The sequence below is a fragment of the Corynebacterium guangdongense genome (assembly GCF_030408915.1).
Lineage (GTDB): Bacteria > Actinomycetota > Actinomycetes > Mycobacteriales > Mycobacteriaceae > Corynebacterium > Corynebacterium guangdongense.
Map to the genome: position 1 here is coordinate 2385405 of NZ_CP047654.1, position 24039 is coordinate 2409443.

At 69.2% G+C, this 24039-nt stretch carries 21 protein-coding genes and 1 pseudogene; 9 read left to right on the forward strand and 13 right to left on the reverse strand.

Annotated elements, in window-relative coordinates:
* Positions 1-143 precede the first annotated feature (143 nt).
* Together pstS and mshD are read right to left on the reverse strand one after the other, a co-directional pair.
* Positions 144-1295, reverse strand: a complete 1152-nt coding sequence (gene pstS, locus CGUA_RS11255) for a phosphate ABC transporter substrate-binding protein PstS (RefSeq protein WP_290195699.1) — start codon at positions 1293-1295, stop codon at positions 144-146.
* Between the two features lie 427 nt (positions 1296-1722).
* Positions 1723-2643 carry a mycothiol synthase gene (gene mshD, locus CGUA_RS11260; protein ID WP_374725076.1) on the reverse strand — a complete coding sequence of 307 codons (921 nt, stop codon included), beginning with the start codon at positions 2641-2643 and terminating at the stop codon, positions 1723-1725.
* 41 nt (positions 2644-2684) lie between these two features.
* On the opposite strand from mshD, the gene CGUA_RS11265 reads away from it, so the two are divergent.
* Positions 2685-3500 carry an LmeA family phospholipid-binding protein gene (locus CGUA_RS11265; RefSeq protein ID WP_290195703.1) on the forward strand — a complete coding sequence of 272 codons (816 nt, stop codon included), beginning with the start codon at positions 2685-2687 and terminating at the stop codon, positions 3498-3500.
* Between the two features lie 75 nt (positions 3501-3575).
* On the forward strand, positions 3576-4325 hold the full coding sequence (locus tag CGUA_RS11270; RefSeq protein WP_290195705.1) for a heme-binding beta-barrel domain-containing protein: 750 nt from the start codon (positions 3576-3578) through the stop codon (positions 4323-4325).
* Positions 4326-4360: 35 nt separating this feature from the next.
* Here CGUA_RS11270 and CGUA_RS11275 read toward each other — a convergent pair whose 3' ends face one another.
* Positions 4361-5260 carry an aminodeoxychorismate lyase gene (locus CGUA_RS11275; RefSeq protein ID WP_290195707.1) on the reverse strand — a complete coding sequence of 300 codons (900 nt, stop codon included), beginning with the start codon at positions 5258-5260 and terminating at the stop codon, positions 4361-4363.
* Positions 5261-5324: 64 nt separating this feature from the next.
* Between CGUA_RS11275 and ygfZ the strand changes: the two genes are divergently transcribed.
* Positions 5325-6458, forward strand: a complete 1134-nt coding sequence (ygfZ, locus tag CGUA_RS11280; protein ID WP_290195710.1) for a CAF17-like 4Fe-4S cluster assembly/insertion protein YgfZ — start codon at positions 5325-5327, stop codon at positions 6456-6458.
* Positions 6459-6605: 147 nt separating this feature from the next.
* Complete coding sequence (locus CGUA_RS11285) at positions 6606-6836, forward strand: DUF3073 domain-containing protein (RefSeq protein ID WP_290195712.1); 231 nt, start codon at positions 6606-6608, stop codon at positions 6834-6836.
* A gap of 255 nt (positions 6837-7091) precedes the next feature.
* Here CGUA_RS11285 and purM read toward each other — a convergent pair whose 3' ends face one another.
* The 3 genes from purM to CGUA_RS11300 form a co-directional block, all read right to left on the reverse strand.
* A complete protein-coding gene (purM, locus tag CGUA_RS11290; RefSeq protein WP_290195713.1) occupies positions 7092-8189 on the reverse strand; it encodes a phosphoribosylformylglycinamidine cyclo-ligase in 1098 nt (365 codons plus the stop codon).
* Between the two features lie 5 nt (positions 8190-8194).
* A complete protein-coding gene (gene purF, locus CGUA_RS11295) occupies positions 8195-9799 on the reverse strand; it encodes an amidophosphoribosyltransferase (RefSeq protein WP_290195715.1) in 1605 nt (534 codons plus the stop codon).
* A gap of 78 nt (positions 9800-9877) precedes the next feature.
* Positions 9878-10267 (reverse strand): sterol carrier family protein, encoded by a 390-nt coding sequence (locus CGUA_RS11300; protein WP_290195718.1) that lies wholly within the window; start codon positions 10265-10267, stop codon positions 9878-9880.
* 117 nt (positions 10268-10384) lie between these two features.
* On the opposite strand from CGUA_RS11300, the gene CGUA_RS11305 reads away from it, so the two are divergent.
* Together CGUA_RS11305 and CGUA_RS11310 are read left to right on the forward strand one after the other, a co-directional pair.
* Positions 10385-11377, forward strand: coding sequence for an acyl-CoA thioesterase (locus CGUA_RS11305; protein WP_290195720.1), 993 nt, complete (start codon positions 10385-10387; stop codon positions 11375-11377).
* 67 nt (positions 11378-11444) lie between these two features.
* Complete coding sequence (locus tag CGUA_RS11310; protein ID WP_290195722.1) at positions 11445-12671, forward strand: alpha/beta hydrolase; 1227 nt, start codon at positions 11445-11447, stop codon at positions 12669-12671.
* A 28-nt stretch (positions 12672-12699) separates the two neighbouring features.
* On the opposite strand, the gene CGUA_RS11315 is transcribed toward CGUA_RS11310, so the two are convergent.
* The gene (locus CGUA_RS11315) at positions 12700-13398 is read right to left on the reverse strand and encodes a LysE family translocator (RefSeq protein WP_290195724.1); all 699 of its coding nucleotides are present in this window, start codon (positions 13396-13398) and stop codon (positions 12700-12702) included.
* A 140-nt stretch (positions 13399-13538) separates the two neighbouring features.
* Here CGUA_RS11315 and CGUA_RS11320 point away from each other — a divergent pair, with 140 nt between their 5' ends.
* Positions 13539-14003, forward strand: a complete 465-nt coding sequence (locus CGUA_RS11320) for an Lrp/AsnC family transcriptional regulator (RefSeq protein ID WP_290195726.1) — start codon at positions 13539-13541, stop codon at positions 14001-14003.
* Between the two features lie 140 nt (positions 14004-14143).
* Here CGUA_RS11320 and CGUA_RS13230 read toward each other — a convergent pair.
* Positions 14144-14209: pseudogene (locus tag CGUA_RS13230) on the reverse strand (phosphoribosylformylglycinamidine synthase subunit PurS); the annotation flags it as partial.
* Between the two features lie 329 nt (positions 14210-14538).
* Between CGUA_RS13230 and CGUA_RS11330 the strand changes: the two are divergent.
* Positions 14539-17136 carry an ExeM/NucH family extracellular endonuclease gene (locus CGUA_RS11330; RefSeq protein WP_290195728.1) on the forward strand — a complete coding sequence of 866 codons (2598 nt, stop codon included), beginning with the start codon at positions 14539-14541 and terminating at the stop codon, positions 17134-17136.
* 64 nt (positions 17137-17200) lie between these two features.
* Here CGUA_RS11330 and CGUA_RS11335 read toward each other — a convergent pair whose 3' ends face one another.
* The 5 genes from CGUA_RS11335 to CGUA_RS11355 are packed head-to-tail and all read right to left on the reverse strand — an operon-like array spanning position 17201 to position 23441.
* On the reverse strand, positions 17201-17893 hold the full coding sequence (locus tag CGUA_RS11335) for a DUF2334 domain-containing protein (protein WP_290195730.1): 693 nt from the start codon (positions 17891-17893) through the stop codon (positions 17201-17203).
* Between the two features lie 21 nt (positions 17894-17914).
* Entirely contained in the window at positions 17915-20056 is a 2142-nt protein-coding gene (locus CGUA_RS11340) for a S9 family peptidase (protein WP_290195732.1), read from the reverse strand.
* Positions 20049-20708, reverse strand: a complete 660-nt coding sequence (locus tag CGUA_RS11345) for an aminotransferase class IV (RefSeq protein WP_290195734.1) — start codon at positions 20706-20708, stop codon at positions 20049-20051. The genes CGUA_RS11340 and CGUA_RS11345 overlap by 8 nt, the downstream gene beginning before the upstream one ends.
* The gene (gene pabB / locus CGUA_RS11350) at positions 20709-22544 is read right to left on the reverse strand and encodes an aminodeoxychorismate synthase component I (RefSeq protein WP_290195736.1); all 1836 of its coding nucleotides are present in this window, start codon (positions 22542-22544) and stop codon (positions 20709-20711) included. It abuts the gene before it with no gap.
* 3 nt (positions 22545-22547) lie between these two features.
* Complete coding sequence (locus tag CGUA_RS11355; RefSeq protein ID WP_290195738.1) at positions 22548-23441, reverse strand: phosphoribosylaminoimidazolesuccinocarboxamide synthase; 894 nt, start codon at positions 23439-23441, stop codon at positions 22548-22550.
* Between the two features lie 61 nt (positions 23442-23502).
* Between CGUA_RS11355 and CGUA_RS11360 the strand changes: the two genes are divergently transcribed.
* Positions 23503-24039 (forward strand): dihydrofolate reductase family protein, encoded by a 537-nt coding sequence (locus CGUA_RS11360; RefSeq protein WP_290195740.1) that lies wholly within the window; start codon positions 23503-23505, stop codon positions 24037-24039.

A 24039-nucleotide genomic window follows, 5' to 3' on the forward strand; every position in this document is an offset into this window, starting at 1 on the left:
GTGAGAGTAAAAATGGGGCATACGCAGTGGGTGGCTACCCACGATGGAACCCCCGCCGCTGCTCAGCGGACGGGGGTTCGACATCACCGGCCCGCGATCCCGACAATAAAATGCCTGGTCACGGTCCGACAGCGGGGGGGTGCTTACGCACCCTCACCGATGGCGGCGATGGCGTCTGCCAGACGCTGGCCGTGGGTGGAATCCTTGGCGATCGGGATGAAGCCGATCTCACCGATGGCGTCCTGGTTGTCCAGGGAGACGGTCAGGAAATCCTTGACCAGGTTCTGGGTCTCCTCATCGTAGCCTGCGGAGCAGACGATCTCATAGGTGGTGAGGATGAGCGGGTAAGCGCCCTCCTGGGTCTGCTGGAACAGCGCCTCGGAGTCGACGACCATGTTGTGGCCCTCGGTGGAGAACTCGAGCGCGTCCAGTGCGGAACCGACGGTCTCGTTGTTGAGCTCGGTTGCGCCGGAACCGAAGTCCAGAGCGGCGACGCCCAGGTTGTTCTGGGTGGCGAAACCGGCCTCGACGTAGGTGATGGCGCCCGGGATGTTGGCGACCTGGGTGGCGACGCCGTTGGAGCCGTTGGCGGACTCACCGTTGGCCGGGATCGGGAACTGCTCGCCCTCGGTGTCCCACTGATCCGGGACAGCGGCCTGCAGGAACTTCTGGAAGTTGCCGGAGGTGCCGGACTCGTCGGAACGAGCGATGACGGTGATGTCCTGATCCGGGAGCTCGACGCCCTCGTTGGTGGCGGCGATGGCCGGGTCGTTCCAGTTGGTGATTTCGCCCTTGAAGATGGCGGCGACGGTGGGGATGTCGAGGGCGACGCCCTCCAGGCCCTCCAGGTTGTAGGCGACGGCGACCGGGCCGACGACGAACGGCAGGTGCCAGGCGTCGTTGCCCTCGCAACGCTCCTTGGCCGGCTCAATCTGGTCTTCCGCCAGCGGGGAGTCGGAACCGGCGAAGTCGACCTGACCGGCGATGAAGTTGGTGCGGCCGGAGCCCGAACCGGTCGGGTTGTAGGCCAGGGAAGCACCGTCGACGTTCTCGGCGTAGACCGTGCCGAAGACCTCCATGGCGTTCTGCTGGGAGGAGGCGCCCTCGCCGACGAGCTCGCCGGACTGGCCGGACAGACCCTCGGAGGCGGCCGCGGAGTCGGAGCCGGACTCGGCTGCGGAGGACTCTGCGGAGGTGTCGGCGGAATCGGAGGAGTCGGAGCAGGCGACCAGGGCGACGGAGCCAGCGGCAACGACACCAAGGACAGCGGCGGAACGCTTGAAGTTACGAATCACGGGAATGCCTTTCCTGTGCGGATAAGTTCAGTCAGTTTGAGGAGTCCGAGCAAGCCAGCACCCTTCCCAGGGCGCGGGCCGGTACATCCGGTTCACGTTCGCGAACCTCGGCGACCTTCCGCCAGGCTCCGTACATGCACAACCGTTGTTGCTCACAGGATGACAAGGTAGAGGGTGCACGTTAACCACTTGGGTTCCATCAGGTGAACTGGCGGTTAACAAATCCCCAACTTCACGCCCGACGTGGCCCTATAATATTTTCTTAGTGACGGTAAACACATCAAATGTTGTCACTTCACTCAATTTTTCGAGTTTCTCCGAGCCTTCCCGCCCTTAAAATACCCCCATCAGGGGGCACTTTGAGGAAACTCCCAGAGTTCGCCCACCTGGCTGCTATGTGCGCAGCACCGCCGGTTCCCCGCATGTTTCAGCTGGCGGAGTAAACCACGTGCTCCTCGGCCAGGGTGAACCCGTCCGCCCGGTAGCGCTCCACGGCGGTGGCGTTGTCGTCCTCGACGTAGAGGATGACGCGTCGGGCGCCGCCCTCGCGCAGGTGCCGCAGCCCCATGGACACGGCCGGGCCGCCCAGACCTCGACCCCGGTAGCCGTCGGCGAGCCCGACGACATAGACCTCGGCCGTGGCGCCGTCGTGCCACTTGGTCCAGTGGAAGCCCGCCAGGCCCGGCATCGTGGCCGGAGCGTCCGCGCCCGCCGGCACGTCCCAGAGCAGCCACACGTCCGCGGGGTCGAACCACTCAACGTCCATTCCCCGACGCAGCCGGTCCCTGTCCCAGCCGCCCTGCTCCGGATGCCAGGCGAAGGCCTCGTTGTTGGCGGCCAGCCAGGCATCGAGCACCCGCTCCTCACCCCAGCGTTCGATGGAGTCGCTGAGATTGAGTGCGCTGACCCCCGCCGGCAGGTCCACCCCGGCTGCGGCGTCGAGGCTGTCCCCGGCAATTTCCAGGACGAGCAGCCGGCGAACGACCTGCAGGTTCTCCGCCCCCGCGATGGCCCGCGCGCCGGGCAGGTTACCGTGCGCCCACACCTTGAGCCCGTCCACCCTGTCCGCGAGCGAGCGCAACATCTGGGCGCCGTAACCGAGCCTGCGCTGCTGGGGATGGACCGCCAACTCGACCTCGTCGTCGGCGATGGCGGCCACGGCCACCAGGCGACCGGCGGAGTCCTCCCCGATCAGGTGCTGGTGCCCCAACCGGGCGTCGGCGAGCCCCAGGACGAACTGCTCCGACAGGGCGTCGATGCCGTCTGCCTCGGAGACTGCGTCGAGAAGCTCCCGCACGCCGGGCAGTCGGTCGGAATCGTCGGGGAGTCGGGTCCAGATCAGGGTCAGTGGGTTCATGGCCCCCAGGCTATCCGGTAGAAATAGATGGCGTGAAGACTTCCCGACGCCTCCGCGACCATCCGGCGGTCATCGCCGCTCTCGCCATCGCGGTCGTGCTGGGCCTGCTGTGGCTGGCGGACTCCGCCCTGGCCGCCCGCGCGGAGGCCCGCCTGTCCTCCTCCGCGGAGCGGTCCGCGGGCCTGCAGAGCTCCCCCAAATCCTATATCGGCGGCCTGCCCTTCGCCCAGGTGCTGGTGACCGGGGAGGTCCCTCTGGTCTCGCTGGATGTGCTGGACGTCGACGTGGCCGGTCTCGGCATCGTCAACGCCCGTTCCGAGTTCGCCGAACTGGAGATTCCCGCCGCCCGGGCTTACCGCGGCGAGATCATCGGGGCGCCGGTCAGCGCCGTGACCCGCAGCGTCTCGCTTGACGGCGTCGCGCTGGGGCAGGTGCTCAACATGACCGACCTGGACATCAAGAACCCCTACGACATATCCCCGGGCGGCGGGGTCGCCGCGGAGGCCCAGCTGACGGGCACCCCCGTCGGGTTCGACGAGCCCGTGTCGGTGCTGACGAAACTGCGCCTCGACGCCGGTGAATTCACCATGCGGGTGACCGACGTCCTCAGCGCGCCGGAAGGACGCGAGGAGGAGGCCACTGAGGCGTTCACCCTGACCCGGGACACCACTTCCCTGCCGATCGGCGGCCCGGCCACCGCCGTCTACCTCGCCGGCGGTTCGATCACTTTCGAGCACGCGCGCTACCGGACCGTCATCGCCGAGGAGGACCTCGTGCCGAGCGCGACCGGCAACTCCAGGTTCACCCGCGAGGGCGGGGGCGAGCCGCCTCGCCTGCCGCAGCCGTAGCGCGACGGCGACGACAGTCCGACACCCCTCAGGCGGGGTGGATACGGTGAGGGGGCAGTCACTAGTGTGGAGTCCATGACTGAGCAGAACCCGCAGGACACTCCCGCCGACGCCGCAGCAGCCGCGTCGGGCACACCCAACCCCCCGGCCGCTGGGGAGCAGCACCCGAGCCAGGACCACCAGCGCATCGCTGAGCCGGAGACCCCCGGGCGCACCTCCGGTTCCGACGCCGTGAACCTGGCCGCCGAGCAGTCCGAGTCCACCGCCCCCCGCAACATCCCTGAGCTGGGCCTGGACAAGCTTCCGCTGCACGAAGACACCGCCAACCTCCGCTACGGTCCGAGCCTGCATGACGCGCTCCTCGCCCTGCTCCCCCTGGTCGGCGTCTGGCGGGGCCACGGCCAGGCGGACACCGAGGCGGGCCAGTACTCCTTCGAGCAGCAGATCATCTTCTCCCACGACGGCGGCGAGTACCTGATGTACGAGTCCCGGATCTGGCGCCAGGACGAGGAGGGCAACGTCGTCGGGACCGACCGTCGCGAGACGGGTTTCTGGACCATCACCGCCAAGGACGAGATCACCGCGACCCTGGCCAACTCCGCCGGCGTCATCGAGATCATGTACGGCGAACCGCGTACCGAGCGCGCGTGGCAGTTGGAGTCCGCCTCCACCACAGTGACCGAGAACGGCCCGGAGGCCCACGGGCCGGGCAAGCGCCTCTACGGCCTGCTGCCCAACAACAACCTCGGCTGGGTCGACGAACGTCTCGTCGACGGCGAGCTCAAACCGCACATGTCCGCCGAGCTCAAGCGCATCGCCGGCTAGGGAAGTGCCGGCCGGGGGCCAAGCAACGTCCCCGGTTACTTCTCGAGGGCCCTGTCGAACATCTCCGCCAGCTCGGTGGCGTTCGCCGGGGCCGGCAACTTCTTCCCGTTCAACTGGGCCACGCGCACCGCGCGGCGCACGGAGCTGACCAGCCACACCGACTCCGATCGCTGCAGGTAGTCGACGTTGAAGTCCTTGGCCCGGCAGTTCCACCCGTGTTTCTCCGCCTCCTCGAAGATGGCGAGCTGGCCCGTACCCTGCAACACCCCTCCGACGGGTTTGGGTGTGCGCAGCTTCCCGCCCCGGCGCACGGCGATGATGCTGGCGGTGGCCGCCTCCAGCACCCGGCCCGTGCCCGGATCGGTGAGAATCACGTCATCTGCGTTGTTGGCCCGGGCCCAGCGCAGGGCGGCCATGTTTTCCGCGTAGTCGAGCGTCTTGGCCGCTTCGGTGCGCCACGGGGCGGCGTCCGCGCCGGTGGCCATCGTGTAGCCGCGGGAGGCGGAAAGCACCCGCAGCCCCCTCACCCGGGTGGCCCGGTCCATCACCGTGGCCTCCTGGATGGTCAGCCAGGCCGTCGGGATGCCGGTCTTGGCGCGCCCGCGGGTGTAGGACCAGCCCAGCCGACCGTCGATGCGTTCTCCCCGACAGGCGGCCGTCCAGTCCTCGGCGGCCTGGCGGGAGGCCGCTTTCCACTGCTCGACGTCAGGCGTCGGCAGGTCGAGCTTCTTCGCGGAGCGCACGAACCGCTCGGCGTGGCGCTCCAGGTTGGCCACGTGGCCGTCCGTCACCAGCAGGGTCTCGAAGACGCCGTCACCGCGGGTGATTCCGGAATCGTCGAAGAAGATGTGCGGCAGATTCGGATTCTGCGTGCGCGCCGAGCCGCCGTACGGTTCGAGAATGTAGATGACCGGAGCTGGACTGCCGAAGGGCATGGGAAGTCGCCGTTCCTTATGAGGTGGATTCACGGGTCTTGACGTGGCGGATACCATCGTCCTTGTGACTGACGATACCAATGTAGGCACCCCTGACCGCCCTGATTACACATCTGTGCTGCTCGGCCGCCCCGGCGCCGCCCCGCTGGATCATGACGGCGTCGAGACCGCCGTCGACGCCCGCGGCGTGGCCTGGCATTACGGTGACCCCCTCGGCGAGCAGCGCGCCATCCACGACGGCGGCGTCGTCGTGGACCGCTCCCACCGCACCGTGATCAGGGTGTCCGGCAAGGACGCCGCGCACTTCCTCAACAACCTCCTCAGCCAGAAGCTGGACGACGCCCCCGACGGTTTCGGTGGTTCCGCCCTGGACCTCGACATCCAGGGGCACATCCTGCACCACGCGGACGTCGCCCGCGTCGGCGACGACTTCTACCTGGATTTCCCGGCCGCGCAGACGCCGACCTTCCTCAGGTTCCTCCAGATGATGATCTTCTGGTCGGAGGTGACCATCACGGAGGTCGACTACGGGATCCTCAGTGTTCTGGGCGACGCCCCCATTCCGCCGGGCCTGTCCCCGCTCTTCCTCCGCCCCGTCGCCTGGGCGTCCGCCCCCCGCCGCGACCTCGCCGTGCCGCGCGCCGAGCTGGGGACCGCCGTCGACACGCTTGTCGACGCCGGCTTCCGCCTGGCCGGCCTGATGGCCTTCACCGCCGAACGCGTTCGCGGCCTCGAACCGGAGCTGGGCGCGGATCTGGACGGCAAGTCCATCCCGCACGAGGTCCCCGGCTTCATCGGCCGCGGTGAGCACGTCGGCGCGGTCCACCTGAGCAAGGGCTGCTACCGCGGCCAGGAGACCGTGGCCCGGGTGGAGAACCTCGGCCGCAGCCCTCGCGTGCTCGTGATGCTGCAGCTCGACGGTTCCGCCCCGGCCGCCCCGCTGCCGGGCGACAGGCTGGAGTTCAACGGCCGCGCGGTGGGTCGGCTGGGCACCGTGGTCCACGACTGCGACTACGGGCCGATCGCGCTGGCGCTGGTCAAGCGATCCGCCCTCGACGTCGGAGAGTTGAGCGTCGTCGACGCCGACGGTGGCCGCGCACCGGTCTCCGCGAGCGTCGATCCGGACTCCCTGCCCGCCGACGAGGGTGAGAAGGCGGGTCGGGCGGCGATCGCAAAGCTTCGCGGCCAGCAGGAGTAATCTCCTATAACCCCAGCTAGAGACCCAGTGGGGAATTTTTCCGCGGGAACGGCTATTGTGTTGAACAGGATTGCATACACATAGATAAGTCGATGGGACGTCCGAATTTTCCCTGGACCGTTCCGACAACCTCAAGGGGGTCAGGCCATGGGACGCGGTCGAGCAAAGGCAAAGCAGACCAAGGTTGCACGCCAGCTGAAGTACAACACGCCCGAGATGGATCTGGACAGCCTCCAGCGCGAGCTCGCCGGCAAGCCGCCGGCACGTGACTGGGCGGACGAGGACGACGACGAGTACGTCGACGACCAGTACGCCGATTACGTGGATGAGTATGAGGACTGGGAAGACGGCGGGGGCGGCGACACCGCTCGCCGTTAACCACGTCACCCTTCTGGTTTAAGGAACCCATGGGTCGCTCCAGACTCATGGTTCCGAATCTTCCCGGGTCCTGATGCTGCCGGTGTGACGGCTAACCCCCGCGTAGTTCCTTCGGGGTCGGCCACGGCAATCCCCACCGATCAGCATCCTTGCCCCTTGAGGCAAGAAAACCGGGTGGTGCCGGACAACCTTCAACGAGGTCGTCCGGCACCACCCGGTTTACGCGTTTCCTGCGTCGGATCGTGCCGGCGGCGACTAGCCGCGGTGGGAGGGATGGTCGCCGGTCAGCACGGCACGGGACTCGTCGTCCTCGGTGGCGTTGCGGACGGTGCCCAGCTCCCAGGCGTCGATGTGGCGCGCGGTGAGCATGGCCAGGGCGCGGTCCCGGTCCGCGGCCGCGACGACGGCGACCATGCCGACGCCCATGTTGAAGGTCTTCTCCATCTCGAGGCGGTCGACCTTGCCCAGGGACTGGATCATGCGGAAGATCGGGGCCGGGGTCCAGGTGGCGCGGGACATGTCGGCGACCATGCCCTCCGGCATGATGCGCTCCATGTTGCCGGCCAGGCCGCCGCCGGTGACGTGGCAGAAGGTCCGGACGGTGCACTCGTTGATCAGCGCCAGGCAGTCGAGGGCGTAGATGCGGGTCGGCTCGAGCATCTCCTCGCCGAGGGTGCGGCCGAGCTCCTCGATGTGGCCGTCGAGCGGCAGGCCGGCGCGCTCCAGGAGCACGTGGCGGGCCAGGGAGTAGCCGTTGGAGTGCAGGCCGGAGGAGCCCATGGCGATGATGACGTCGCCCGTGCGCACCTTGTCCGGGCCGAGCAGCTCGTCGGCCTCGACGACGCCGACGGCGGTGGCGGAGACGTCATAGTCGTCCTCACCCATCACGCCCGGGTGCTCGGCGGTCTCGCCGCCCAGCAGGGCGCAGCCGGCCTGCTCGCAGCCGTCGGCGATGCCGGAGACGATGTCGGCGACCTTCTCCGGGACGACCTTGCCGATGGCGATGTAGTCCTGCAGGAAGAGCGGCTCGGCCCCACAGACGACGAGGTCGTCGACGCACATGGCGACCAGGTCGATGCCGATGGTGTCGTGCTTGTCCATCGCCTGAGCGACGGCCAGCTTCGTGCCGACGCCGTCCGAGCCGGCGGCCAGCAGGGGCTCCTTGTACTTGCCCAGGGCGAAGAGGCCGGCGAACCCGCCGATGCCGCCGCGAACCTCCGCGCGGGAGGCGCGCTTGGCGTGGGACTTGATCAGGTCGACGGCACGGTCGCCAGCCTCAATGTCGACTCCGGCAGCCGCGTAGGAGGCGCCGCCCTCGGCGTCGGTGTCTGCTGCGGGGGTGTTGTCAGTCATCTCGATTACTCCTGGGTTGCTGCGGTCGATTCGGCGGGCCCGGCTTCGTTCAGGGCTGCGCTCTGCTTCTGGGACGCGAGGTGGAACTCGGGATGTCCGAGCTGAATCTTACGGACGGCGTCGGCGTTGGGGTTCTTCGCCGGCAGGCCCAGCGGGTAGTGGCCGGAGAAGCACGCGGTGCACAGCTCCCGGTCGGGCTGCTCGGTGGCCTCGACCATCTGCTCGACGGAGACGAATCCGAGGGAGTCGGCGCCGATGGCGGTGCGGATGGACTCCACCATCGCCGCCTCGGAGGAGGTGTCGCCGTGGTTGGCGATCAGCTCGCCCGGGGAGGCGAAGTCGATGCCGTAGAAGCACGGCCACTTCACCGGCGGGGAGGCGATGCGGACGTGCACCTCGGCGGCCCCGGCCTCGCGCAGCATGCGGATCAGCGCGCGCTGGGTGTTGCCGCGGACGATGGAGTCGTCGACGACGATGAGGCGCTTGCCCTCGATGACCTCCTTGAGCGGGTTGAGCTTGAGCCGGATGCCCAGCTGGCGCAGCGTCTGCGAGGGCTGGATGAAGGTGCGGCCGACGTAGGCGTTCTTGACCAGGCCGGTGCCGAAGGGGATGCCGGACTCGCGGGCGTAGCCCACCGCCGACGGGACGCCGGACTCCGGGACCGGGATGACGAGGTCGCCCTCGGCCGGGTACTCGCGGGCCAGGCGCTTGCCCATCTCGATGCGCACGTCATTGACGCTGCGGGCGCGGATGTGGGAGTCCGGACGGGCGAGGTAGACGTACTCGAAGACGCAGCCGGCCCGCTGGATCTCGGCGTAGCGCTCGGTGTAGACGCCGGTCTCGTCGATGGCGACGAGCTCGCCCGGCTCGATCTCCCGGACGAAGGCGGCGCCGACGATGTCGAGGGCGCAGGTCTCGCTGGCGACGACCCAACCGTTGTCGAGTTTGCCCAGGACGAGCGGGCGCACCCCGTGCGGGTCACGGGCGGCGTAGAGGGTCTTGCCGTCGGTGAAGGTCAGGCAGAAGGCGCCCTTGATCTTGGGCAGCAGCTCCTTGGCCGATTCGAAGACGCTGATGTCGTCGCGGCAGCCGTCGGCGAGCAGGGCCGCCATGACGGCGGTGTCGGAGGAGGAGCCCTCCTCCTTCTTCGGGTCGTCGTGGTCCTTCATCAGACCGCGACGGACGGCCTCCTCGTGGAGCTCCGCGTAGTTGACGAGGTTACCGTTGTGGCCGACGACGATGTCGGTGCCGTTCGGGGCGGAGGCGAACATCGGCTGGACGTTCTCCCAGCTCTGCGCGCCGGCGGTGGAGTACCGGGTGTGGCCGATGGCGACCTCGCCCTGCAGCGAGTTCAAGGTCGTCTCATCGAAGACCTGGGACACCAGGCCGGTGTCCTTGAAGACGAGCAGTCGCTCGCTGTCACCCACGGCGATGCCGGCACCCTCCTGCCCACGGTGCTGGAGTGCAAATAGCCCGAAGTAGGCCATCCGGGAAACGTCTTCCCCCGGGGCCCAGACGCCAAAGACGCCACATTCTTCTTGCGGCTTGCGCTCGTCGGCGTCGTCAAGACCCTCGTACTGGTCGAGTGGGGTCTGCGGACGACTGGACATACGATGCGGTGCTACAGTCACGCGCCTTACCTTAGTCCCCGGTGGTCACGTTCAGAAAGTCCAGGACATCCGGGCCCGTCATTTCTTCATCACCGGCAGGTACCCCCGGATTTCCTGCGCCCGCGCCCCGGAGGCGTCGACCCGCCCCTCAGCCACCGCCTCCCCGAAGTCGAGTCTCCCGGTCGCCAGCTCCAGCCAGGTCCGCGGATCGGTCTCCACCACGTTCGGCGGGGTGCCGCGCGTGTGGTCGGGGCCGGCGATGCACTGCACCGCCACAAAGGGCGGAACCCTGACCTCGACGGAGTGGCCCGGCGCGTCCTGGGCCAGAGTGCGCGCGGTGGTGCGCACCGCCCGGGCCAGCTCGGCCCGCGCCGGCGTGGCGACGCCCGGCCCGCCCGCCAGCCACTCCGCGACCGACGCCACGGCGTCCATCATTTCCTCGGGGGGAACTTTTTTCGTGGGTGCCATGGTCCATAAGTCTAGGCCCGCCCCTCCCCCTGTTCGGACTTGGTTTCAGTTCGCCGCGATTGCTTGGGGTTATCCTTAGCCAAATACTTCAGGCGTTGAACAAGGATCCCCACACCCATGACTGAATCCACCCGCTCCCCCAAGGTCACGCTGCGTTTCCTCGCGGCACCGACGGACGTGCTCGTCCACGGCAACCACGGCGTCCACGGCGGTCGCGTGCTGGAGTGGATCGACAAGGCCGCCTACGCGTGCGCGGTGCAGTGGTCGGCGACCTACTGCGTCACAGCCTACGTCGGCCACATTCACTTCACCCGTCCGATCCCCTCCGGTCACCTCGTGGAGGTGCGCTCGCGTATCGCCATGACGGGGCGTTCCTCGATGCACATCGTCAACGAGGTCTACTCCGCGGATCCGAAGGAGGGTGTGTTCACCCGGGCCTGCGACTGCCTGGTCATCTTCGTCGCCAAGGACGCGGAGACCGGCCGCCCCACCACGGTTCCCTCCTATGTCCCGGAGACCGCGGAGGAGCAGCGCGTCGAGAAGGCCGCCGAGTCGCGTATCGCGCTGCGCAAAGCCATCCAGGCCGAGATGGAGAAGCAGACCTACGACGGTCCGTCCGACGCGCCGCGCGTCGTGCACCGTTTCCTGGCCAAGCCGACGGACATCAACTGGGGCGGCAACGTCCACGGCGGCACCGCCATGGAGTGGATCGATGAGGCTGGCATCTCCTGCGCGGTGGAGTGGTCCGGTGAGCACTGCGTCGCGGTCTACGCCGGCGGCATCCGCTTCTACAAGCCGATCCACATCGGCGACCTCATCGAGGTCGACGCCCGGATGATGCGCACCGACGCCCGCTCGATGCAGATGTCCATCCACGTCCGTTCCGGTGACCCGCGCGGCGGCCGCGCCAACCTCACCGAGGCCATCCACGCAACGGTGACCTACATCGGCATCGACGTCGACGGCAACCCGCTGCCGGCCCGCCAGTTCATCCCGGTCACCGAGGAGGACGTTCGCCTCTCCGAGCATGCCCAGGTCCTGCGCGAGCTGCGCGCCGAGTTCACCCCCCTGCCGCTGGTCGCCGGCGCCCGCCCGAACCACGTCGACTAGGTCGACGGAGTGCCCGGCCAGCTGGTCGACCGGAGCGGCCGGTCACGCCCCGGCTAGGGTATGGCCCATGAGCACGACCCGCGTCCTCGCCGTCACGCTGGCGGCCGTCCTCCTCGCGTGGCCCTCGGCCGGCGCGCAGGCGTCGACCAGCGGAGACGGCTCCGCGCTTTCCGGCGAGCCCTCCGCCACCGGCCCGTCCTCGACGGGCCTGAGCTCGGTCGACACCGCGGTGACGGTCTCCTCCGGGTCCTCCCTCTCCTCCAATGTGGCGCTGTCGTCGGTGCCCGCGCTGGTCGGCGCGATCCTCGCCGAGGGCGCGCTCGGCTCCAGCCTCTTCGGTGTGCCGGGGCGGGGACCGAGCAGTTCCGGCCCCCAGGACGTCAGCGCCACCTTCCCGCCGGAGTTGGGGCCGGCGGGCTCAGGCGCGGAACTGCGCAGCGTTGAGCACGTCACCGGCGACCTGCACCGCTTCGAGGTGTACTCGCCGTCGATGGACAGGATCGTCAGAAACGAGATTCTGCTGCCCGGCGGGGCAGCGAACACCGCCGCCCGGCCGACCTTCTACCTGCTGATGGGCGCCGACGGCGCACACAGCGGCTGGACCTGGGCACGGACCACCGACTACGAGTCCTTCTTCGCCGACAGGCAGGTCAACGTGGTCACCCCGATCGGCTCGGTGTCCTCCATGCAGACGAACTGGTACGACGCTGACCCGGTCCTCGGTGACAACCAGTGGGGCACCTACCTGGTCAACGAGCTCCCCGAGATCGTTGACACGCACTTCCACGGTTCGGGGCGCGATGCCGTCGGCGGCGTCTCCATGTCCGGGGGCCCGGCGTTTGACCTGGCCGCGATCGCCCCGGATCGATTCGTCGCGGCGGCGTCCTACTCCGGGTGCCCGGCCACCGAGGGGCTCTTCGGATCCAGCTTCACCCGTGCCGCCGTCACCATGAACGGCGGCACCCCCGACAACATGTGGGGCAGCGCGTTCGACCCCGCATGGGCCGCGCACAACCCCGCGGCGAACCTGGACCGGCTGGCCGGCACGGCGCTGTTCGTCTCCGCCGCCCACGGCATCCCCGGAGAAATTGACAACCAGCCGAGCTCCCGCCCGCTCAACCCCATCGAGACGGCCTCCTACGTGTGTTCGGACTGGTTCGTCGACCACGCCCGCAGCTTCGGTCACGAGGTCGACTGGTATCCCCTGGCCGAGGGGGCGCACTCGTGGGGCCTGTTCGAGCACCAGATGCGCACCTCCTGGCGCACCATCGGTCCCGCCCTGGGCGTCGAGTAGCTCTCAGCCCCCGACGCCGGGGCTGAGGTCAGCCCAGGAAGTGCTCCGCCAGCATGACGGCGGCGACCAGGATCATGGCTCCGCCCGCGACGCCGGTGAGGATCCTGGACGCACGTTCGGAGCCGGCCAGCAGGCGACGCGCCGTGAGGCCGAGGGCGGTGTAGACCGACAGCGCCGACACGATGAAGACCAGTCCGAGGGTGAACATCTGGGCCCACACCGGCAGCGGGGCGGCCGGGCTGACGAACTGCGGCAGGAGCGCCACGAACAGCAGCAGGCCCTTCGGGTTGAGGCCGCTGACCGTCGCCCCCTGCGCGATGATCTGCCCCCGCGTCCGGGTCCGCCTCCCCGTCGTCGCGCGCTCCAGCAGCGCCACCCCGCCCCCTGCCGTCGGGGACGTCTGCCCGGGTTCCTCGGCGGGCGGCGTCAGGCCGCCGTCCGGCCCAGCCACTGCGGAGCGGAGCATGCCGACGCCGATCCACGCCAGCACCAGCGCGCCGAGAATCGTGACGATGGTCAGCACCGCGGGCTGCGAGGCCACGACGGCGCCGAGGCCGGCGGCCACGACCGTCGTCAGGCCCAGGTAGCCGAGGGCGATGCCCGTCAGCGGCGGGACGATGCTGCGCCCGCCCAGGCTGTGCCCGAGCACGAGTGCCCAGTCCGGCCCCGGCGTCGCCGACAGGAGCAGGGCGAGCGCCCAGAAACTCAGAACCACCGATGCCTCCATGCCGGGCCTCCTGGATGTGTGAAGTGGGATGTGTGAGGTGTCTCGGAGATCAGTCTGCCTGGGGGCTCTGGCCGGGAAAAATACCGCCGGAAAATCCCATTTCCAATGACTTCGCCGTGGTTTATGCAAGAATCAGGCACATGGACGACGTTGACCGCAGGATCCTGACGCTGGTGCAGGAAAACGCACGAATTTCAGCTGCGGGCCTGGCCCATCACACCGGGGTCTCCTCCTCGACCTGCCTGCGCCGGCTGCGGGCGCTGGAGGACGAGGGCGTCATCGAGGGGTTCCACGCCCGCGTCGACCCGGCGGCCCTGGGCTTTTCGACGCAGGTCATCGCCTTCATCACGCTGGGCAAGGAGGACCGCGCCACCGTCGAGGCGCTGGAGGAGGGGCTCGCGGCCATCCCCGAGGTGCTCACCGCCGAGCGGCTCTTCGGCGACCCGGACTTTCTCATCCGCCTCGTCGCCCGCGACCTCACCGACTACCAGCGTCTGCGCGACGACCACCTGGCCGCGCTGCCGGGCGTCGAGAAGATCACCTCGACGCTGGTGATGCGCACCGTGGTCGACGACCGTGCCGTGCCGGCCGATCACTTGGACTAGCGGGGCCGGAAACGAGCAGAAGGCACCCACGGGCGAGAATCGATCCTTATCCGCCGACGACGTGATGGCACAGATCCGGCCGGGTCGCGGATCCCGCCTGAGCCGGCTCCCCGACGGCGAGGAGAAGCCTGGCAGCCGGGCGCGACGCCGCTGACGCCGAGGTGCCCCAGCGCCCGGACCACCATCTGGCCCGGCGGGTCCAGGATTTCTTCCCTCGGAAGGACAGTGACAACTCAACGGGCCTGGGGTTTCCGGCCTTCAGATCGACTGGGCCGGGAATGGCGCTCGCGGATCCCACCAGTGCAGCCCCCTGGGTCGACCTGAACATGTTCCTGCTCGGGCACGTAGCGGTCACCCCCGGAGAGTGACCGCTACGCCACCCTCGCGTAACGAAGGGGTGAACTCTTGCCCAATACCCGGTAAAGGCCCTGCGGTGGTGTTATACGCGTCCTGCACAGGCGATCCACAGGGGCTACAACGGATGTCCGAAGATCTTTTCTAATTCCCTGTTTTCCCTAGTTCCGAAGGATTACCCATGAGCGTCCGGTCCCGGCGTCGCGCCACCACCCTCGCCATCACCACCGCCCTCGGCACGGCAGCCTCCCTGTTTGCCGCGCCCGCCGCGCTCGCCACCCCGGCCGGTGACAACGTCGTCATCAACGAGGTCTATGGAGGCGGCGGCAACTCCGGCTCGGTCTACGGCAATGATTTCGTCGAGCTGTACAACCCGACCGACGCCGACATCGACGTCACCGGGTGGGTCATCGACCAGCAGTCCGCGGCCGGCAACACCGGTACCGCCCACACCCTCAACGGCACCGTCCCGGCGAAATCGACCTACCTGGTCCAGGGCAAGGCCGGCACCAACTCCACCGGCGTCCTGCCGACCCCGGATGAGACCGGCTCCTTCAACTTCTCCGGGACCCAGGCGGTGGCCGAGCTACGCGACGGCTCCGGCGCCGTCGTCGACCTGGTCGGCTGGGGCGGCGCGGCGAAGTTCGAGACCGCCCCGGCCGCGGGCACCAGCAACTCCACCTCGGTCGCGCGCGTCGAGACCGGCGTCGACACCGACGACAACTCCGCAGACTTCGCCGTCGGCACCCCCACCCCGGCCGGCACCGCCGGCGGGGACGATGCTCCCGTCACGGAGCCGGACGCACCGGCTGAGAAGCTCACGGTCTCCCAGATCCAGGGTGAGGGCCCGGCCACCCCGTACCTCGGCCGGAAGGTCACCACCGAGGGCGTGGTCACCGCCGTCTACGCCGAGGGCGGCATGAACGGCTACGTCATCCAGGAGCCCGGCACGGGCACGGAGGTCACGGCCGCCTCCCCGGCGATCTTCGTCTACGTCGGCGCCACCGGCGCCTACCCGGCCGTCGGCGACTCCGTCGTCGTCACCGGCACCGCCGAGGAGTACTACGAGGTCACCCAGCTCGGCTCCGCCAGCTTCGCGCCTGCCGACGCCCCCTTCGCCCCGGTCACCGCACTGGAGATCGACACCCTCCCGGCCGGCGACGAGGCCCGCGAGGCCTTCGAGCATGTGCTCGTCCTGCCGGTCGGCGAGCACACCGTCACCAACAACTACGCGCTGAACTCCTACGGTGAGATCGGCCTGGCCCCGGGCTCCGAGCCGCTGCGCACGCCGACCGACGTCGTCCTGCCGGGCGAGGAGGCCATCTCCCTGCAGGCCGAGAACGACGCCGCCCTCATCACCCTGGACGACGGCCGCACCCGCAACTACGGGCGCACCGACCAGGCCACCCCGCTGCCCTACATCGCCGTCGACGGCGGCGTCCACCAGTCCATCCGCACCGGTGACGCCGTCAGCTTCCAGCACCCGGTCATCGTCGACTTCGACCACGACCTCTGGCGCTTCCAGCCGACCCAGCCGATCACCGGCCACAACTCCGCCGCCGACCTGCCGATCACCTGGACCGAGTCCCGGACCGCCGAACTGGGCGCGATGGACACCGTCGCGGGCGAGTACTCCGTGGCCTCCTTCAACGTCCTCAACTACTTCACCTCCCTGGGCCAGGATGAGGACGGCTGCCGCGCCTACACCGACATGTACGGCGCCCCCGTCGGCGCCAACTACTGCACGGTCCGCGGCGCCTTCTCCGAGGAGGCCTTCACCGACCAGCAGGCCAAGATCGTGGCCGCCATCAACGGCCTCGACGTCGACGTCCTCGGCCTGGAGGAAATCGAGAACACCGCGGCCGTCACCGGTGACGTCGAGCGTCGTGACGAGTCCCTGGCAGCGCTCGTCGACGCCCTCAACGCCGCCGCCGGCCACGAGCGCTGGGCCTACGTCGAGTCCCCGGCCGAGGTCGGCATCGACGAGGACGTCATCCGCGTCGGCTTCATCTACGACCCGGCCACCGTCGCCCCAGTCGGCGGGTCCCGCATCTTCAACCACGACGCCTTCACCGGGGACGCGCGCCAGCCGCTGGCCCAGGAGTTCGAGACCGTCGACGGCGCCGGCACCTTCGTCGCCGTGACCAACCACTTCAAGTCCAAGGGTTCGGTCTCCCGCGGCGACGCCGACACCGGCGACGGCCAGGGCAACAACGCCTCCCTGCGCACCGCCCAGTCCCAGGCGCTCATCGACGCCCTCGACGCCCAGACCGACTGGGCCGACGCCCCGGTCTTCATCCTCGGCGACCTCAACGCCTACACCCGCGAGGACGCGGCCCGCGTCCTGGAGGCCAACGGCTACACCAACATCAACCTCTCCCACGCCGGCGGGGAACCGACCTACCAGTTCGACGGCCAGCTCGGCTCCCTCGACCACGCCTTCGGCAATGCCGAGGCGATGGCGCTGGTGGAGGACGCCCGCGTCTGGAACATCAACGCCGACGAGCCGATCGCCTACGAATACTCCCGCCGCAACTACAACACCGTCGACTTCTACGACACCACCCCGTTCCGCTCCTCCGACCACGATCCGATCAAGGTCGGTTTCACCCTGACGGAGACGCCGGCGGAGTCCGAGCCAGGCACCGGTACGGACCCCCGTCCGGGCGCCGACAAGCCGCTGAACCCCAACGCCAATGAGAACGCCGCCCACCGCGGCAACAGCGGCAGCGTGCTCAGCTGGCTCGCCGCCGCCCTCGGCTGGGGTCAGCGACAGTAATATCCCCGCCAGCACACGACGGAGGCCGTCCCACCCGGGTGGGACGGCCTCCGTCGTGTGCTGGCTACCTCTCGAGCAGCTGCCGGCTGAAGGCGCAGTAGTCGCTCGGCACGGCGCCGGCCTCGGTGGCGGCCCGGACGGCCGTGAGGAAATCCTTCACGGTCTTGGCGTCGTTGAGGTTGCGGCCCGAGGCCGACAGGCGCACCAGGTGCCCCTTGGCCGCGCCCCGCTCGGCGGCCTTGACGACGGCGGTGCGCCACCACTTGCTCGCCCCGAAACCCTCGCCGATGGACAGGTTACGGCCCGGGACGGTGGCTCGGTTGCCGATGTCGTGCAGCCCCGTCGAGGAGCAGGCGACGTCAAAGCCGAATTCCGGCAGCACCTCCAGGGTGCCGGGCGAGAGGCGCCAGCGGGGCGGGGCGAAAATCGGGGAGTCGAATCCCATCTTCCGCATCTGCCGCGTCGCGCCCTTGAGCCGCAGGCGCGCCTCGTGGGAGTCAAGCGTGGCGAACTCCGCGCGGCGGCCCTGGACCGCCTGGTCGAAGCCGTTGAGGACGAGGGGGTGGCCCTCATCCCGGCGGGTTTCCAGCCAGGCGCGGGTCTCGTCGTCCTTGGCCAGGTGCCAGTCGCCGATGTGGGGGGCGACGAGCAGGGTGACCGCGACCCCCTGGTCCTCCAGGCGGGAAATCACGTCGGCCACCTGCGGACGCGTCTCCGAGAAGATGGAGGAAATGGAAACAAGCAGGTGCCCGGGCATGGGAGCGATTATCCCACAGGGTCAGGCGTCGCGCGCGTCAACTGCACCGGCGGTGGCCAGCACCCAGGCGTACTCGAAGCCGGTCTGCTTCCACTGCCCGTAGCGGCCGGAGACGCCGCCGTGACCGGCCGCCATCTCCGTCTTGAGCAGGAACTGCCCGCCGGTCGCCGTGGCGCGCAGCTTGGCGATCCACTTCGCCGGCTCGACGTAGAGCACGCGGGTGTCGTTGAGGCTGGTCACGGCCAGGATGTCCGGGTAGTCCTGGGCGGTGACGTTCTCATAAGGCGAGTAGGAGGCCATGTAGTCGTAGACGGCCGGATCGTGGTACGGGTTGCCCCACTCGTCCCACTCGATGACGGTCAGCGGCAGCTCCGGCATGAGCATCGACGTCAGCGAGTCGACGAAGGGGACGACGGCGAGGATGCCGGCGAACTTCTCCGGGGCCATGTTGGCGACCGCGCCCATGAGCATGCCGCCGGCGGACCCGCCCTCGGCGACCAGTGTGGCCGGCTCGGTCAGCCCACGGGCGATGAGGTCGTCGGCGACGTCGATGAAGTCGGTGAAGGTGTTCTTCTTCGCGGTCTCCTTGCCGTCCTCGTACCAGGCGCGGCCCATCTCGCCGCCGCCGCGGACGTGGGCGATGGCGAAGATCATGCCGCGGTCCATCAGCGACAGGCGGGCGATGGAGAAGCCCGGGTCGGTCGAGGACTCGTAGGAGCCGTAGCCGTAGAGCAGGGTGGGATTCGGCTGGTCCAACGGCAGGTCGGAGCGGTGGATCACGGACACCGGGATCCTCGCCCCGTCGCGGGCGGTGGTCCACAGACGGTAGGCGGTGTAGTCCGCCGGGTCGTAACCGCCGCGGACCTCCTGCCTCTTGAGCTCGGTGAACGTGCCGGTAGCGACCTCGTAGTTGGAGACGGTCGAGGGCTGGGTGAAGGAGACCGTCGTCACGCGCACGACCGGCGCGTCCCACTCCGGCTGCGCGCCGACGCCGACGCTGACCAGCTCCTCCTCGAAGCGGAGCTCCTCGAACTGCGTGTAGCCCGAGTCGTTCAGGAGCATGAGGGCGACCTGGCCGATGGCGTCGCGTCGATACGCGGCGACGAGGAAGTCGCGGTAGGTGTCGACGCCGTAGACGCGGACCTTCTCGTCGTGGGCGATGAGCTCGCGCAGCTCGGTGAGGGCGGGCAGCTCGCCGACCACCGCGCACTCGCCGACCAAGAAGTTCGGGCCCAGCGCGTTGTGGGTGATGACCCAGCGGTCCTCACCGGCGATGACGGCGTGGTCGACGAAGTATTCGACGTTGCTCTCGCGCTCCCACAGGAGCCGGAACTCGCCCTCCGGATCGGAGGTCTCCAGCACCCGGGTCTCCGTGGTGATCTTCGAGGCGGACTCGATGAGCAGGTACTTTTCGCTGCGCACGCCGCCGACGGAGACGTTGTAGCGCTCGTCCTCCTCGCGGTAGACGAGCACGTCCTCGTCCGCCGGGGTGCCGATCTTGTGGCGCCAGACGGTGTCCGGGCGCCAGGCGTCGTCGACGCGCTGGTAGAAGATGTAGTCCTCGCCCACCCAGGTGGCGCCGTAGAAGATGCCGGTGAGGTGGTCCTCGAGCAGCTCCCCGGTGGCCAGGTCCTTGACGTGGAGGTCGAAGCGCTCGTCACCGGCGGTGTCGACGGAGTAGGCCAGGTAGCGCCCGGAGGTGGTGACGGTGGAGGCGCCCAGGGAGATGAACTCGTGGCCCTCGGCGAGCTGGTTGAGGTCGAGGATGACCTCCTCCCCCGCCGGCGCGGAGCCGTCCTCCGGCAGCGCGGGCGGGGTCCACGGGTCGGAGCCCTCGGCCACGGGCAGGCGGCAGGAGTAGCCGTAGTCCTTGCCCTCCTCGGTGCGCCCGTAGTACCACCAGTCCCCGGCGCGCACCGGCACGGACATGTCGGTCTCCTTCACACGCGATTTGATCTCCTGGTAGATCGTCTCGGCCAGCGGCTGGATGTCGGCGGTGGCCGCGTCGGTGTAGGCGTTCTCGGCGTTGAGGTAGTCCAGGGTGTCCTGGGATTCCTTGTCCCGCAGCCACTCGTAGTCATCGACGAACTCACGTCCGTGGAAGGTGCGGGTGATGGGCTTGCGTGCTGCGACAGGTGCTGTCAACGGGGCGGGGTCAGTCATGCCTGCCCATGGTAGTGACCCACCCCGACACCGGGATCATCCCGTGCAGCGCGCTCAGCGTCCACGCCGGGTAGGACCGGATTGTCGCCAGCGGCAGGGGCGCGCGCCGCACCGGTTCCTCGAGCAGCATCACGCTTGTCGACGCCAGAACGTCCCCGTCCGACTGCACCAGATCCTCGCCGATGCGCACCAGCAGGGCGGAGTTCGCCCCCTCCAGCGCGTGGGTCCCGTCGTGGAGCAGCGCGTCGTCGGCGCCGTGCTCGACGGCCCGCCCGCGCAGCTGTGCCAGCGCCTCGTGGTCCGGGCCCTTGTGCGTCGGCCGCGTGCGCGGATCCGTCGTGGGCGGGATCCACAGCACGGTCGTCTCCCGGCGCGGCGGGGCCGGGCGGAGCCGCAGGTAGAACTGGTCCCCCCGCAGCTCGATGCGCGGGAACCAGCGCCCCTGCCCGGGCACGAGCTTCGCGACCGAGGCGTAGAGGGCGTCCGGCACGGCACGGCCGTGGAGCCGGCGGCAGGAGTCCGCGAAGCGGGCGGCGTGCAGGTCGAGACCGGCGACTGCGCCCCCGGCGACGAGGAAGGAGTCCATGACCTGGATCCGTGCGTCACCGTCACCGGGCACCATGACGCCGCCCTCGTAGCGCCAGACGTTCATCTACCCCTCCAGGAGGTCGCGTAGGGGGCGGGCCTTGGTCAGGGTCTCCCGGTACTCCTCCTCCGGATCCGACAGGGCCAGGATGGCCCCGCCGACGCCGTAGCTCACGCGCCCGGGTTCGATGACGGCGGTGCGGATGACCATCGCCAGGTCCACGGTCCCGGTGTCGGAGAGGTAGCCGAAAGCTCCGGAGTAGGGCCCGCGGGCCTGCGTCTCCAGGCGGTTGATGATCTCCATCGTGCGGGTCTTCGGCGCCCCCGTCATGGAACCGCCGGGGAAGGCCGCCCGGATGACGTCGACCGGATCGGTGTTCGGTGCGAGCCGGGCGCTGACCGTCGAGACCAGCTGGTGCGCGCCGGGATGGGTCTCCACCTCGAAGAGCGGTCCGGCCTGCACGCTGCCGCGCACGGCGTGCAGAGCGAGGTCATTGCGACACAGGTCGACGATCATGAGGTTCTCGGCGCGGTCCTTGGGGTTGGTCGCCAGATCCCGGCGCAGCGCCTCGTCCTCGGCAGCGTCGGCGCCGCGGGCGCGGGTGCCTTTGATGGGGCGAGTGCTGACGACGCCGGCGGCGTCGATGCGCAGGAAGGTCTCCGGGGTCGCCGAGGCCAGCGCGACGCCGCCGGCGCGCAGGTATCCGCCGAAGCGGCTGGGATGCGCCGCACGCAGACGCAGGTGGGCGGCCAGGGGGTCCACGGAGGAGTCGACGGCGATGGTGGTGGTGAGACAGACCTCGTAGGTCTCCCCCGCCGCGATGAGTTCCTGGGCCCGGGTGATGGCGGCCAGGTAGGGCTCGCGCGGATGCGGGGGCACGGCGACGCCTGGGGCGGCCGGCACCGCCACCGGCTCGAGGTCCTGCAGCGCCGACTCCACGGCGTCGAACCACGGCTCGGCGCCGTCGCCCAGATACAGGAGCACCGTGCGGTCGGTGGCGTGGTCGACGGCGACGGCAGAGTCCAGGCGCGCCCACCAGGCGTCGGGCAGCGGGGACTCGAAGGTGGCCCGGGGATCGCATTCATAGCCGAACCAGCCGACCCACCCGAGTTGGAAGTCCAGGCCCAGGGCCTCATCGTGCGGGCGGTGGCGCAGCTGTGCGCCCACCGCGGAGAAGGCCTCCGCGCCGTCGGCGGTCATCGTCCGGGCGGGGACGCCGAGGTAGGACACGCCGGTGCAGGTGGCGTCGTCGAGCCACACCGCCTCCGGGGCGTCCCCGTAGAGCGTGCGGAAGGCCGCCGCCGTGTCCACCGCGCCGGGCAGGACGCGGGTGTGCAGGACGGGGCGCACCTGCGTCAGAAAATTGGCCAGGATCCCCAGACCGCCCTCGGCGCCGACAGATTCGGGGTGGAACTGCACGCCCCACCACGGCTTCTCGCGGTGGCGCAGGGCCATGACCAGTCCCTCGGCGTTGACCGCCGTGACCTCCAGAGTGGGCGGCAGGTCGACGGCGACCAGGGAGTGGTAGCGCACCACCGGCATCGGCGAGGGATGGGCGTCGAAAAGCCCGGTGCCGGCATGCGTGATCTCGTCGACGCGGCCGTGCACCGGTTCCGGGGCGCGGACGATGCGCGCGCCGGATTCCAGCGCCATGAGCTGATGCCCCAGGCACACGCCGAGGACGGGCAGGCCGCTGTGGAGGGCGTCGACGCTGATGCCGACGTCGGCGGGACGTTCCGGGGTGCCGGGGCCGGGTGAGATGACCACCGCGTCGTAGCGGGTGAAGTCCGGCACGGGGGCGTGGTGGTCGACGACCTCGGGCTCCAGCCCGGTCAACCCCGCGAGGTACTCGACGAGATTCCAGGTGAAGGAGTCCCGGTTGTCGATGACGAGCAGGCGCACGGGCTAGACGCAGTCTCCGACCCAGGTGCAGAACTTCTCGCCGGAGAGACGCTCGTAGGCCTCGATGTAGCGTTCGCGGGTGGCCTCGACGACCGATCCCGGAAGCGCCGGCGGGGTGGCATCCGAGGACTTGTTCCAGCCGGACTTGGCGCTGGTCAGCCAGTTACGGACGTACTGCTTGTCGAAGGAGGGCTGCACCTCGCCGACCTGGTAGGACTCGGCCGGCCAGTAGCGGGAGGAGTCCGGGGTGAGGACCTCGTCGGCCAGCACGAGAGTGCCGTTCTCGTCGACGCCGAACTCGAACTTGGTGTCGGCCAGGATGATGCCCTTGGCCTCGGCGATGGCGGCCGCCTGGGAGTAGATGCTGAGGGTGGCGTCGCGCAGCTCGGTGGCGCGCTCCTCGCCGAGCCTGTCGACGACCACGTCGAAGGAGACGTTCTCGTCGTGGTCGCCCTGCTCGGCCTTGGTGGCCGGGGTGAAGATGGGGGTCTCGAGGCGGGAGGCCTCGCTCAGGCCCGCCGGCAGCGCGATGCCGCAGACCGTGCCGGACTTCTGGTACTCCTCCAGACCGGAGCCGGTGAGGTAGCCGCGGGCGACGCATTCGAAGGGCATCATCTTCAGACGCTTGACCACCATCGCCCGGCCGAGGACCTCGGCCGGGATGCGCTCGTCGTCGGCGGGGCCGGCGAGGTGGTTGGGGAAGTCGATCTGGTCGAAGAAGAAGAAGCTCATCGCCGTCAGCACCCGTCCCTTGTCCGGGATCTCGGGATCCAGGATGTGGTCGTAGGCGGAAATGCGGTCGGTGGCCACCATCAGCAGGGTGTCCTCGTCGATCTCGTAGAGCTCGCGGACCTTGCCGGCGGAGAGGTGGTCGTAGTCAGACAACTCGGGTCGCATGGCTGGCAGTCTAGACCCGGTGCATCGGCTTCGGTAATCGAATGGACGTATCTTGGCGAGCATGGACTTCCACTACTACACGGCCGCCACCCTCAACGGCTTCCTGGCCGACGAGGCCGACTCCCTGCAGTGGCTTTTCGACGTCCCCGGCGCCGCCGAAACCGAGAAGGGCGCCGGGCAGTTCCTGGCGGGGATCTCCACTCTTGTGATGGGCTCGCACACCTACGAATGGCTGCTGCGGGAGATGGACCTGCTGGACAACCCCGGGGCCTGGCCCTATGGCGGGCAGAAGACTTTCGTGTTCTCCTCCCGTGACCTGCCGGTGCCGGAAGGAGTGGACATCGAGGTGGTCAACGGGCCGGTGCAGTCCGTGATCCCGGAGATGACCGGCGAGGTGTGGATCATAGGCGGCGGCGACCTGGCCGGGCAGTTCCTCGACGCCGGGGCGCTGACGACAATCACACTGACGCTGGCCCCGGCGTTCCTCGCCACCGGCAAACCGCTGCTGCCCCGGAACCTGTTCAGCGACCGTCTGGAACTGACCGGCGCCACAAAGAAAGGCCAGTTCGTGGAACTGGCCTTCGATGTGACGGGCTGA